Source organism: Actinosynnema sp. ALI-1.44, from assembly GCF_001984155.1.
Classification (GTDB): domain Bacteria; phylum Actinomycetota; class Actinomycetes; order Mycobacteriales; family Pseudonocardiaceae; genus Kibdelosporangium.
Map to the genome: position 1 here is coordinate 116465 of NZ_MTQO01000034.1, position 11602 is coordinate 128066.

The following is an 11602-nucleotide window of genomic DNA, read 5'->3' on the forward strand; positions in this document are numbered from 1 at the left end:
GACAAGCTCCTTCAGAGTTCGGCGATGATGGGGATGACCTCGCGGCCGAGGATTTCGAATGGCGTGATCCGATCAGCGCCCGGCACCCGCCCGTACACGGTCTGGATGCCCATGGCAGCCCACTTCTCCAATGTGGCGAGCATTTCGCTCACCTTCGAGGTGTCGAAGTAGAAGACGCACGTCTTCTCGATGGCGTCGTAGTCGCGGCCGTACTGGTCGCAGTACTTCTTCAGCAGGTCGAGCTTCTGCGGCAGCTCGGGCACCGGGCGCAGGCTGCACGCGTCGGCGTAGCGGGCCACGAGGGGAAGCGTGCGCTTCTCGCCGTCGCCCCCGATCAGGATTCTCGGCTTGCTGAGCGCCTGGGGGGAGTTCAGCACCCGCGCCGCGTCGATGTGCTTGCCTTGGAACGGTTTTTCGGTGCCCTGCGCGCCGGTCCACATGTCCTCGCAGAACCGCAGTGTCTCCTCTAACAGCTCGTACCGCGTGCGCAACGGCGGTGACGGCATGCCGAGTGCTTCGGTGTCCTCGCCCCAGCCGCCCGCGCCGATGCCGAGCCACGCGCGCCCGCCGGACAGGACGTCCAGCGTCGTCACGGTTTTCGCCAGCAGCGCCGGTGCGCGCATGGTCGGGGAGGTCACCACGGTCAGCAGCTGTACCTCGGATGTGTGCGCCGCGATGTAGGAGAGCGTGGAGTAGGCCTCCAGCATCTCCATCTCGACGCCGCCCATCATCGGGTGCTGCCACAGGTGGTCGCCGACCGCGATCGACGCGAATCCCGCGGTCTCGGCGGCCTGCGCGATCGACGCGAGCGTGGTCGCGATCCGCGGCGCGCCGCCTTCCCAGGTGAAGCTCGTGATTTGCAGACCCAGTCGCATGGTGTCGGCCCCTGGACAGTTAGTTGTAGGCATTGAATAATTCAGAACCAATAGCATACCGGCATGTAATGATTCACGCTATGGAACGATGGCGGGCGTCAGCGCTGCCGGGCGGCGGAGGTGGCATGTGACATGGACTCACCAGAGGCGTTGTCCGCCTTGCTCAGCCAGCTCGCCTTTCACGTCGTGAAAGATCTGCGGGCCCGGATCGCCCCGCTCGGCCTGGCCTCGCGCCCGATCCGGGTCCTGACCGCGCTGCGGGTCAACGCGGGCATGTCCCAGCAGGCCCTCGGCACCCTGCTCGGGCTGGCACCGGCGGCCACGTCCCAGGTCTCCGACGACCTCGAACGGCGGGGACTGGTCGAACGGCGCCGCAAGCCGGGCGACCGCAGGGCGTACACCTTGCGGCTCACCCAACGCGGCGAAGAGGTGCTCGCCCAGGTCGACGCGGGCATGCGGGACGTGCAACAGGCGCTGCTCCGAGGATTGCGCCCGGAGCAGCGCCGCGATCTGCTTGTGCTGTTGCGCAGGCTGGTCGACGCGCATCTGCTGCCGCTCGACCAGCCCACCTTTCTCTAGAGTCCGAACGCCAGCAGCACGGTGCCCTGCCCGGTGGGGTAGAAGGGGTAGTAACCGGCCTGCACGTAGAGCATGCCGTCGACCACCACCGCGCCGCCGTTGGCCCCGATCGCCCGGCCGACGCCGGTCACCCCGTTGACGCCTCGGAACTCCCGCACCGCGTCGAACTGCCACAGCAGTTTCCCGTCCGCGGCGGAGAAGATCCGCATCTTGCCGTCCGCGCTGCCCTCGTACACCAGACCCGGCGTCGTGGTCACCGCGGACGGATAGGACCGCTCGCACAGCTGCGCGTACTTCGCCACGCCGCCCGTGCCGCAGCCGTCCGCCGGGTGCACGGACTTCCACTCGATCCGCCCGGTCGCCGCGTCCAGTGCGAAGATCGTCGCCGGGTTGCCACGCCAGCTGGCCACGTAGATCCGGCGACCGTCGAAGCTGCTGCCCCACGGTACACCGGCACTACCGGGGTCGGCGTGCGCCATGTCCGGTGTGGACAGCCGCGTGTGCCAGATCGTCCGGCCGGACCGCGCGTCCAACGTCCAGTACACGCCGGACTTCTGTGCGATCCCGAGCACGGTCCTGCCGTTGATGGTGAACAGGTTCCCGGTCGCGCCGAAGTCGAAGTTGCGCGCGGTGCCGTCGTAGTGCGACGGGCAGTACTCGGCGGGATCCGGCCACGTGCACGACTGGGCGTGCACGTCGACGTCCTGCATCTGCCGCTTCCACCGGATGGCGCCGTCGTCGAGGCTGAGCGCGAGCACGCTGTCGATGTTCTCGGTGTTCTCCCCGCCGGTGCCGATGTGGGCGTTGCCGGTCCCGATGTACAGGGTGCGTGTCGCGGGGTCGATGACCGGGCTGGCCCACACCGCCGCACCGGCCGGGCCGAACTTCGCCGCACCCGTCGGCCACGTGCCGATCCGCTTGGCCGGTGGCATCAGGGAATGGCTCCACACCACCTTCCCGGTCCTCAGGTCGAGCGCGTCGACGTGCCCGCCGAACGAGCAGCACGCGTAGTGGGGGTCGTTCGCCGACCCGGCCTCGTTGCTGGACACACCGACGTAGACACGGTCACCGAACACCATGGGAGAACTGGTGATCCAGGCCGCCACGTGGTTGTCGAGCTTGGTGGCCCACGCCAGCTTGCCGGTGTCGCGCTCGAGTGAGTACAGGAAACCCCGGCTGTCACCGAAGTACACCCGGTCGCCGGAGACGGCCGCGCCGTCCCGCACGATGTTCGGGTTGTAGGCAGGCCACGTGCCGGCGACCGGCGTCAGGTCGAACGTCCACTTCGTCTTGCCGGTTTTCGCGTCCAGTGCGTGGAATTTGCCGTCCGGCGCGCCGACGTAGGCGACGCCCCCCGTCACCGCGGGCTGGCTGCCCATCCGCGCGTTCGGGATGTTCGGGTAGCTGAACGCCCACTTCAGCTTCAGGTTGCCGACGGTGCGCGGGGTGAGCTTCTTCTCGTCGTTGTTGTGCCTGCTGCCGGAGAGGTCCTTCTGCCACGTCGGCCACTCCTGCCCGGTCGACTGCCCCGGCGACTGGTCGAGCGAGCCCGCGACAGCCTCGTCGGCCGTGTCCTGCCGTGCGGGTAACAAGGCGGACGTGGCCACGGCGAGTCCGGCCACTGCGGCCACGGCGAGTACTTGGATGTGTTTTCTCGACAAGGGAACACCTCACGTCAGTAGGCGATCTCCACCGCGCTGCGGTATGTGGTGGCGTCGGTGAGACGGGTCAGCATGTAGTGGGCGACATCCGCGCGGGAGACCGACCAGCAGCCACGCAGCTTGCTGTCGCGAGCCACCCGGTAGCGGCCCGTGCACCTGCCGTTGGTGAGCCGGGCCGCGCCGACGAGTGTCCAATCCAGATCGGAGGCGCGGACCTGCTCTTCCATCAGCCGCATGTCCGCGTAGGGCCGTTTCAGCAAAGGGTGCAACACAAACCGGGCCACCGCGTACTCCGCCACACGTGAGCGCGGCGGCAGATGCACCGAACTGGTGGACACGGCCAGCAGCCGGGACACGCCCGCGTCCCGCATGGCGGACATGACGTTGCCGGTTCCCGCCGAGTACACAGTGGTCGCGTGTCTGCGGTAACCGATGCCCAGCGCGGACAACACAGCAGCGGTGCCGTCAACGACCGAGACCACGCTGTCCCGGTCGTTGACGTCACCGCGCCGCACGGTCAGCCGGTCGTCCCGGATCGGTACCGCGCCGGGATCACGGGCGAGCGCGACCACCTCGTGCCCGGCGCCGAGAGCCTGCCGCAGGATCTCGACGCCCGTGCCACCGGTGGCACCGAAGACCGCGAGTTTCACTGTGCGGTCTACTGGGCGACGAGGTCGCCCGACACGGCGGCCAGCAGGTCCGCGCGGCTCGCGCCGGGCAACTGCGGTGGCGGGCCGCCGGAGAGCACCTTGCCGACCCGCGCGCGGATCTCGTCGTCGGCGTACAACGCGGACGGCGGCTTCAACATCATCATCACGTTCGCGACCCGCCGCCACACCTCCTCGTCCTGGGACGCGGCGGCGACCGCGGTGCCGAAGGTGACCACGCCCGCCGGCGGCCGCTGCGGCTGGCGTCCCTGCACGGTCGCCTCCCACAAGGCCGCGCGACCGCGGTCGTTCGCGACCGCCTCCTCGTACCACGGCCGCACCATCTGCGTGGACCGTGCGGTGAACTCACGCGCCTGGACCTCGTCGACCACCGGGTGCTCGGCGAGCAGGTCCGCCAGCATGAACGCCTGCGTCAGGCCGAGCGAGACACCGCGGCCGTATGAGGGGTTCGTGGTGCACAGCGAGTCGCCGATCGGGTAGAAGCCCTGCACCAGCGGCCGGCCGTCGACCGGCAGGCGCAGCGAGTTGTCCAGGCTACCCATGGCGTACACCGGCGAGATCGGCTCCGAGTTGCCCGGCGCGACCCAGCCGGCGAGCAGCGGCGTGGCGCGGACCGCCCTGGTGAACGCCTCCTCCTCACGCAGTCCCTTCATCGCGGTGTCCTCGGGCAGCACACCCAGCGAGATCGAGAACGTCCGGTTGTCGCCGAGGAACAGCACGGCCGTGTAGTGGTCCCACAGCCCGCCCGCGCCGAAGCCGCGGTTGAGCGGACCGGGCGGCCGTTCGCTGAGCTGCCGGTAGTACCTCGTGTAGTAGACGATCTTGCAGCTCTCGCTGGTCACGTCCCTGCCGGGCAGCCCGGCCTCGGCGAGCCAGGTCTGCGCTGCGGTCCTGCGGCCGGTGGCATCGACGACGATGTCGGCGTCGATCGCCGTACCGTTTGTCAGCCGGACGCCGGTGACGCGGTTGCCGGACGCGACCAGGCCGCGCACCGTTTCCCCGGTCGTCACGGACACACCCGGTCGTGCCAGTGTGCGCTCCCGCAGCACGTGCTCGAACGTCGACCGGCGGCTGAGCACCATCCGCAGGTCGTCGTCCTCGGGCCTGCGGGTGATGTCGCCCAGCGTGGGTGGCGAGTAGTCGGCGAGGTTCACCTCGCCCGCGCCTGCCGCGCGCAGGCCGTCGTAGACGTCGCGCGCCCGGTCGCGGAGCAGGTTGCAGCCCAGCGACGCGAACGCGTGCGACTGGAGGAACTGCGGCGCGGTCGGACGGCGCCAGCTCGCCGCTTCTTCTACTGTGGACGGTGGCTGGTCGGCCGACCGCTCGATGATCCGCACCTGGTGGCCATGGTCGGCCAACGCGAGCGCGGCACCGAGCCCGACGACGCTGCCGCCGACGATGATGACGTTGCTCATGCTCGGGTCTCCCGTCACGAGTTCCAGAACTCGTCGATGGCGTACAGGTCGTTCGGGTAGGTCCAGAACTCGGCGATCTTGCCGTCGACGATGCGCGCCACGTTGACGAACGGCATCTCCAGGTGCACGCCCTTGCGCTCGTACCGCGTGTGCAGCAGGGCGAACGCGTGGTTCTCGCTCGCGCCGATCTCCAGCACGTCCATCTGGATCTTGCCTTCGGTCAGCTCGAACATCTTGGTGGCGAAGGCGATCGACTCCTGCAGCCCGTGGTGCTCACCGGACAGCGGGTTCTTGCCGGGGTAGTGGTGCACCGCGTCCTCGTGCCAGTACGAACCGGCCTTGTCGACGTCACCGACGCCGAACGCGTCGTAGACCTTGCGCATCAGTTCGACGTTGGGATGGTCGTTCATGAGGCATGCTCCTGTCGTGCGAGAACGGGGATCGTGGTGCGTACGGCTGCCTTGATCTGGTCGGCACCGGGGGCGTAGGCGTCTTCGAGGACCGGGGCGAACGGGACGGGGGCGTGCGGCGAGGTCACCACGCGCACCGGGCCGCGCAACGCGTCGAAGACGTGCTCCGCGACCAGTGCCGCGATGTCGCCTGCCACGCCGCAGCGCGGGTTCGACTCGTCGGCCACCACGAGGTGGCCGGTGCGGCGGACGCTGTCGTAGATCGTTCCGGTGTCCAGCGGGGAGATCGTGCGCGGATCGATGACCTCGCACTGGACGCCGTCGGCGACGAGTTCGTCGGCCGCCTTCTCCGCCTCGGCGACCATGCGGCCGAGCGCGACGATCGTGCAGTCGCCGCCGGTGCGGGTCACCCGCGCCTGGCCGAGCGGCACGACATAGGGCTCTTCGGGCACGTCGCCGTGGCTGAAGTAGAGCATCTTGTGTTCGAAGAAGATCACCGGGTCGTCGTCGCGGATAGCAGCGGCCATCAAGCCTTTCGCGTCGGCCGGGGTGGCAGGCAGGACGACCTTCAGCCCGGGGATGTGCGCGAAGAGCGGGTACAGTGCCTGTGAGTGCTGTGCGCCACGGCGCATGCCGGTGCCGTACATCGCCCGCAGCACAAGGGGTACTCGTGCCTTGCCCGCGGTCATGTACCGCAGTTTGGCTGCCTGGTTGAGGATCTGGTCGAAGCAGACGCCGGCGAAGTCGACGAACAGCAGATCCGCGACCGGCCGCAGCCCGGTCGCCGCGGCGCCGACCGCGGCGCCGACGAAAGCGGACTCGGTGATCGGTGTGTCGAAGACGCGGTCGGGGAAGTGCTCGTGCAGTCCCTGCGTCGGCCCCCACGCGTTGCCGAGCTTGCCGTCGCACCCGGTGCCGCCGATGTTGTCCTCACCGAACACCACGACCGACGGGTCGTGCTGCATCTCCTGCCGCAGCGCCTCGCCGACGGCGTTGAGATAGGACAGAACTCTGGTCATGTCGGGGTTCTCCGCCTCAGTAGGTGACGTAGACGTCCGTCAGCAGCTCGCCGATGTCGGGGTCCTTCGCCGACTTGGACTCGTCGACCGCGTGGTCGATCAGCACCCGCACGGCGGCGTCCACATCGGCCAGTTCGGCGGTGGTCAGCGTCTGCCGCACGATCGCGGTGTCCGCGAAGAGCCGCAGGCAGTCCCGTTCGGCGACCAGCCGGTCCACCTCGCCGTCGGCGCGGTAGGCCTGCTGGTCCCAGCCCTCCATGTGACCGAAGAACCGGTGTGCCTTGCAGTCCAACAAGGTCGGCCCTTCACTGCTGCGCGCGCGCAGCACGGCTTCCGCTGCGGCCTCGCGCACGGCGAGCACGTCGTAGCCGTCGACGACGACAGCGGGGATGCCCAGCGCTTCGGCGCGCGGTGCGATGTCCCTGCCGCCAAGGTGGAACCGGGTTCCGGTGGCCTGTGCGTAGCCGTTGTCCTCCACGACGAAGACGACCGGTAGTTGCCAGACCGACGCCAGTACGAGGCTTTCCGCGAAGGCACCCTGGTTGGCGCCGCCGTCGCCGACGAACGCCACAGACACCTGGTCCGTGCCACGTACCTTGGCGGACAACGCGGAGCCACAGCTCAGCGGGACACCACCGGCAGCGACTCCGTTGGCGCCCAGCATCCCCCGGTCGAAGTCGGCGATGTGCATCGAGCCGCCCTTGCCGTCGCACAGGCCGCCTGCCTTGCCGTAGATCTCCAGCATCATCGCCGTGACGTCACAGCCCTTGGCGATGGCGTGGCCGTGCCCGCGGTGCGTGCTCGCCACGTAGTCCTCGTCGGTCAGTACGGTGCACACGCCTGCGGCGACTGCTTCCTGCCCCGCGTAAAGGTGTACTGCCCCAGGGATTTCGCCGCCGGGGAACTCGGCGTGCAGGCGTTCCTCGAACTCGCGGATGGTTCGCATCGTGCGGTAGATGTCGATCAGCTCGGCCCGGTCGGGCCTCGGGTGGTCCGGCATGGTTCCACGCCTCTCGATGCCTTTGTGTGCTTGCCTGCTCGGTGTGGCTTGCTGTGTTGGGGGGTTCGGCTGTGTGCCAACTCACGACAAGCCGTGGCCCACTTCCGTCGTCAACAATTGATGTGGGCTTCACCGGGTATGAACTCCGGCGTTCTCGTCGCCGAATGTATCCACCAAGCCCTTGCCCAGCAACCAGCTCTTGCGGCCGCGATCGGCAATCGTCGCGGTAACAAAGCATTGTCACGATTCGGGCTGGGACGGCCCGGTCCGGGAACCCGCTGCTCAGGCCTTTCGGTCCGGATGGCGCGTGCACCCCGGGTCCTCGGTGGTGAGGGACGGGTCCCATGCCATCCGGGACGCCCCGCCTAGCGGGTTTGGGCAATTACCTCGGCCATGTGAGGATGGTTGACTTGGTGTCCATGCGACCCGGGCCGTCGGTGTCCGGGGATTCACTGCCGACAGACAATGTCCGGATTGTCAGAGTTGCCCGATAAGTATGTCCGGTGCGACTTGGCAAAAGACGCCGTTGTGCTAGGGTTATGTCAAATCGACCGGTCAGAATCATTGCTCGTTGCGGGCTGGCAGATGCGGTGCTATTTTCGGACATTGCGTCGATGGTAGATATCCGGCTCCTGCCGCGGGAGTGGTCGATCGGAATATCTGGGGGTCTACGATGAGTGTCGTTAATTGGTTAGCGGCCATCGAAGAGTCGCTTGACCATCCCGATCACAGCCAGTGCAGGCGGCCGAAGTGCGCGGCTCGCGGCGCACTCGTCCGGCTGCGACGTGACCTGCACGACCAGACGGGGACCACGCTTGTCGGCGTGGGTATGGGGGTCGAGGCCGCGCAGCGGTTGATCGACACGGACCTCGACGAGGCGCGGCGCCTGCTCGAGGACGTGCGTTCCGAGATCGCGCTGCTGGTCAAGCAGATCCGGGGGATCGCATCCAGTCGTGACGAGTCTGACCAGGTCGAACCCCCGGATGTCGGTTCGCGGATCGGCCCGGCGGTGCGGACCATGGTCAGCCGGATGAACCGCGTGGTGGGCGACCGCGTGCGGATAACGGCGAAGGTGGACGCGGCGGTCGATCGGCTGCACCCGCTCGACCGGGGCGTGGCGGCCGCGGTGTTCTGGATCGTCCGTGAGGCGCTCACCAATGTGCTGAAACACTCGAATGCGAGTTGCTGCACGGTGATTGTCACAGTACGTAGTGGCGAATTGTGCGCACTGGTCGAGGACGACGGTGTCGGATTCCCCGCACAGCGCGTCTCGCGCGGATCCGGGCTGATGAACATGGTGGAACGCGCACGTGAACACGGTGGTCGGTGCCGAGTCGGCCCCCGTGTGCCGTCCGGGTTCGCGGTGAACGCGGCGATACCGCTGACCGCGTCCGCGCGCCTGTCCGCCTGACAGTTTTCGAAACGGGCTTTTCCGGGCACTGGAGAACTGATCGGGCCGGTCGGGCTGATCGCTTGCGCCGATGGTGCTTTTCCGGAGACGGGGGATCTGAGAATGAGCAGCCACGCGACGGGCCTGATCGACGTTCTGATCGCCGACGACCATCCGGTCTATCGCTCCGGCTTACGCACGTTGCTCAACGGCATCAGTTCGCTCCGAGTGGTCGGCGAGGCCTGTACGGGGACCGAGGCGTTGACGATGACGTACCGCCTGCGCCCGCATCTGGTGTTGATGGACGTGAACCTCCCCCGTATCAACGGGATCGAGGCGACAAAGACCATCGCCAGTAAATGCCCGGACACCTCGGTGATCATTGTGACGATGCTCGAGGACAAAGAAACATTTTTCGCGGCGATACGTGCGGGCGCCCGCGGATATTTGTTGAAGGGTGCCACTACGAAAGACATCAACCGGGCAATAGAAACGGTGTGTTCGGGGAGTTTGCTGTTCGATCCGTACGTGTCGAACTGGGTGGTCGAGTACCTGACCAAACCGCAGGCGTCCGGCAAACCGTTCCCCGAGCTCACCGATCGGGAACGGGCCGTGCTCGAACTGGTCGCCGACGGGAAGAGCAACGCGGCTATCGCCCGTGACCTGGATCTTTCGATCAAGACGGTGCGCAACTACCTGTCGAGGATCTTCGCCAAGCTGCGGCTCTACGACCGCACCGAAGCCGCCGTGCAGGCCCGCCGCGCGGGACTCGGCCACTGACTCCGATGTGGAAGGACCGGGTGAGCCACGGGCTGCCCGCGTCTCCGGCTTCTCGTATGAGGATTAGGCCGATGGAGTGAGGCGGACGACCGGGACGTCACGGTCCGTCTTGCCCTGCATGGTGTCGTAGAGCCGGTACGCCTTCACCAGCCGCGGCCACAGGACCTTCTTCTCCTCCGGAGAGAGCACGCGCGCGCGCATCTTGCGCGTGCGGCCGTCGATGGTGAGCTCGACCTCAGGATTGGCCAGCGCGTTGCGCACCCAGTACGGGTGGTTGGCCGCGCCCGCGTTGGTCGCGACGACGAGCCGGTTCTCACCGTCTGGGATGGTGATCACCGGGTGGCTCCGGGGGCGGCCGGACTTGCGGCCGATGGTGGTCAGGATGCCCAGTTTGTTGCCGCCCATGGTGGACATGACGCGGCCCCCCGACAGCTTCAGGATGGCGCGGTGGGTTCCGGTGAAGAACCGCGCGAGCAGGCGGTCGAAGGAGCTGAGCTGCTTGCCGCGCTTGCCCTCCGGAGAAAGGCTGACAGGTCCGTTCATGGGCACCTCCACTCGTTGAGAGCTTAGGGATACCCGCCCCGCCGACCCACCCAACCTGTCACGCGGTGACAGACGCCGTTGGCCAGAAGTCCCACGGGCCGAGGGACAGTCGGCTCACGACGGTGGGATTGCCGTGCAGTGAACTCCAAAGCGAGCTGGTCCACAGCCGACACTCGAAGGGCGGGATCCATGAACAGGTCATTGATCGTCGCACGGATCGTCCCCGACGCGGAGGAACGCGTCGCGGACATCTTCGCGGAGTCCGACCGCACGGACCTGCCGCGCGTCGCAGGCGTACTGCACCGGTCGCTGTGGCGGCTCGGCGATCTGTACGTGCACATGCTCGAAACCGAGCAGCTCGGGGCGGACGCGGTGGAGACGGCGCGGCAGCACCCGGAGTTCGCCCGGGTGAGCGAGCGCCTGCGGCCGTACGTCACCCCGTACCTGTCGACCTGGCGCTCGCCGAAAGACGCGCAAGCCCAACGGTTCTACACATGGGAGGCAGCGAAGTGACGGTTTTCCACGGCCAGGAGCTCGACAAGGCGATCGAGGACATCCTTGTGCGCAGCGCGGGTCTGCCTGCCGACGTCGTCGGAACCGGTACCGGTGAGACCACACTGGAGGAGCTCGGACTCGACTCGCTCGCGTGCATGGAGCTGCAGGCGGTGCTCAAGGACCGCTACGGCGTGCGCATCCCCGAGGAGTCGCTGGAGATGAGCATCCCGCAGATCGCCGCCTACGTGAACAAGGCGCTTGAGGAGACGAACTGACATGGCGGGGCACACCGAGCAGAGCATCCTGATCAACGCACCTTTCCAGCTGGTCTGGGACATCACCAACGACGTCGCGGGCTGGGCCGACCTGTACACCGAGTACGCCAAGGCCGAGGTGCTCGACCGGCAGGGCGACACGGTCCGGTTCCGGCTCACCATGCACCCGGACGAGAACGGCAAGGTGTGGAGCTGGGTCAGCGAACGCACCGGCGACATCGGCAGGAAGCAGGTGCACGCGCACCGCGTCGAGACCGGACCGTTCGAGTACATGAACATCCACTGGACGTATCGCGAGGAGCCGGGCGGTACCCGGATGACGTGGGTGCAGGACTTCCACATGAAGCCGACCGCGCCGGTCGACGACGACGCGATGGTCGAGCGCATCAACACCAACTCGCGCATCCAGATGGACGTGATCAAGAAGAAGATCGAGGCCGCCGCCACGTCGGCCGCCTGACCCGTTGTGTCCGACCCTTTTCTGCGGGAGAG

14 protein-coding genes are annotated in these 11602 nt (G+C 67.5%); 6 read left to right on the plus strand and 8 right to left on the minus strand.

Translation table 11 applies throughout. The annotated features are described in order from the left end of the window. Positions 1–11: 11 nt before the first annotated feature. A complete protein-coding gene (locus tag ALI144C_RS08090) occupies positions 12–875 on the minus strand; it encodes an LLM class flavin-dependent oxidoreductase (RefSeq protein ID WP_076986380.1) in 864 nt (287 codons plus the stop codon). A 132-nt stretch (positions 876–1007) separates the two neighbouring features. On the opposite strand from ALI144C_RS08090, the gene ALI144C_RS08095 reads away from it, so the two are divergent. Further along, positions 1008–1454 (plus strand): MarR family winged helix-turn-helix transcriptional regulator, encoded by a 447-nt coding sequence (locus ALI144C_RS08095; RefSeq protein WP_076986381.1) that lies wholly within the window; start codon positions 1008–1010, stop codon positions 1452–1454. Here the strand turns inward: ALI144C_RS08095 and ALI144C_RS08100 are convergent. Genes ALI144C_RS08100 through ALI144C_RS08125 form a run of 6 tightly spaced genes read right to left on the minus strand, consistent with a single transcriptional unit; the run spans position 1451 to position 7627 of the window. Beyond that, positions 1451–3115, minus strand: a complete 1665-nt coding sequence (locus ALI144C_RS08100; RefSeq protein WP_076986382.1) for an outer membrane protein assembly factor BamB family protein — start codon at positions 3113–3115, stop codon at positions 1451–1453. The genes ALI144C_RS08095 and ALI144C_RS08100 overlap by 4 nt on opposite strands. A gap of 14 nt (positions 3116–3129) precedes the next feature. Then, complete coding sequence (locus tag ALI144C_RS08105; RefSeq protein ID WP_076986383.1) at positions 3130–3765, minus strand: NAD(P)-dependent oxidoreductase; 636 nt, start codon at positions 3763–3765, stop codon at positions 3130–3132. 8 nt (positions 3766–3773) lie between these two features. Next, positions 3774–5198, minus strand: coding sequence for a tryptophan 7-halogenase (locus ALI144C_RS08110; RefSeq protein ID WP_076986384.1), 1425 nt, complete (start codon positions 5196–5198; stop codon positions 3774–3776). Positions 5199–5212: 14 nt separating this feature from the next. After that, a complete protein-coding gene (locus tag ALI144C_RS08115) occupies positions 5213–5608 on the minus strand; it encodes a nuclear transport factor 2 family protein (protein WP_076986385.1) in 396 nt (131 codons plus the stop codon). After that, a complete protein-coding gene (locus tag ALI144C_RS08120) occupies positions 5605–6627 on the minus strand; it encodes an alpha-ketoacid dehydrogenase subunit beta (RefSeq protein ID WP_076986386.1) in 1023 nt (340 codons plus the stop codon). Before ALI144C_RS08120 ends, ALI144C_RS08115 begins: the two co-directional genes overlap by 4 nt. Positions 6628–6643: 16 nt before the next feature. Continuing rightward, positions 6644–7627 (minus strand): thiamine pyrophosphate-dependent dehydrogenase E1 component subunit alpha, encoded by a 984-nt coding sequence (locus tag ALI144C_RS08125; RefSeq protein WP_076986387.1) that lies wholly within the window; start codon positions 7625–7627, stop codon positions 6644–6646. Between the two features lie 673 nt (positions 7628–8300). On the opposite strand from ALI144C_RS08125, the gene ALI144C_RS08130 reads away from it, so the two are divergent. Both ALI144C_RS08130 and ALI144C_RS08135 read left to right on the plus strand, forming a co-directional pair. Then, positions 8301–9038 (plus strand): sensor histidine kinase, encoded by a 738-nt coding sequence (locus tag ALI144C_RS08130; protein WP_076986388.1) that lies wholly within the window; start codon positions 8301–8303, stop codon positions 9036–9038. A 102-nt stretch (positions 9039–9140) separates the two neighbouring features. Then, on the plus strand, positions 9141–9797 hold the full coding sequence (locus ALI144C_RS08135) for a response regulator (RefSeq protein WP_076986389.1): 657 nt from the start codon (positions 9141–9143) through the stop codon (positions 9795–9797). A 63-nt stretch (positions 9798–9860) separates the two neighbouring features. Here ALI144C_RS08135 and ALI144C_RS08140 read toward each other — a convergent pair whose 3' ends face one another. Further along, positions 9861–10340: a nitroreductase/quinone reductase family protein gene (locus ALI144C_RS08140; RefSeq protein WP_076986390.1), complete on the minus strand. Its 480-nt coding sequence runs from the start codon at positions 10338–10340 to the stop codon at positions 9861–9863. Between the two features lie 189 nt (positions 10341–10529). On the opposite strand from ALI144C_RS08140, the gene ALI144C_RS08145 reads away from it, so the two are divergent. The 3 genes from ALI144C_RS08145 to ALI144C_RS55365 are packed head-to-tail and all read left to right on the plus strand — an operon-like array spanning position 10530 to position 11570. Then, the gene (locus ALI144C_RS08145; protein ID WP_076986391.1) at positions 10530–10853 is read left to right on the plus strand and encodes a TcmI family type II polyketide cyclase; all 324 of its coding nucleotides are present in this window, start codon (positions 10530–10532) and stop codon (positions 10851–10853) included. Next, on the plus strand, positions 10835–11110 hold the full coding sequence (locus ALI144C_RS55360; protein WP_076986392.1) for an acyl carrier protein: 276 nt from the start codon (positions 10835–10837) through the stop codon (positions 11108–11110). Before ALI144C_RS08145 ends, ALI144C_RS55360 begins: the two co-directional genes overlap by 19 nt. A 1-nt stretch (position 11111) precedes the next feature. After that, a complete protein-coding gene (locus ALI144C_RS55365) occupies positions 11112–11570 on the plus strand; it encodes an SRPBCC family protein (RefSeq protein WP_076986393.1) in 459 nt (152 codons plus the stop codon). Positions 11571–11602: the final 32 nt, after the last annotated feature.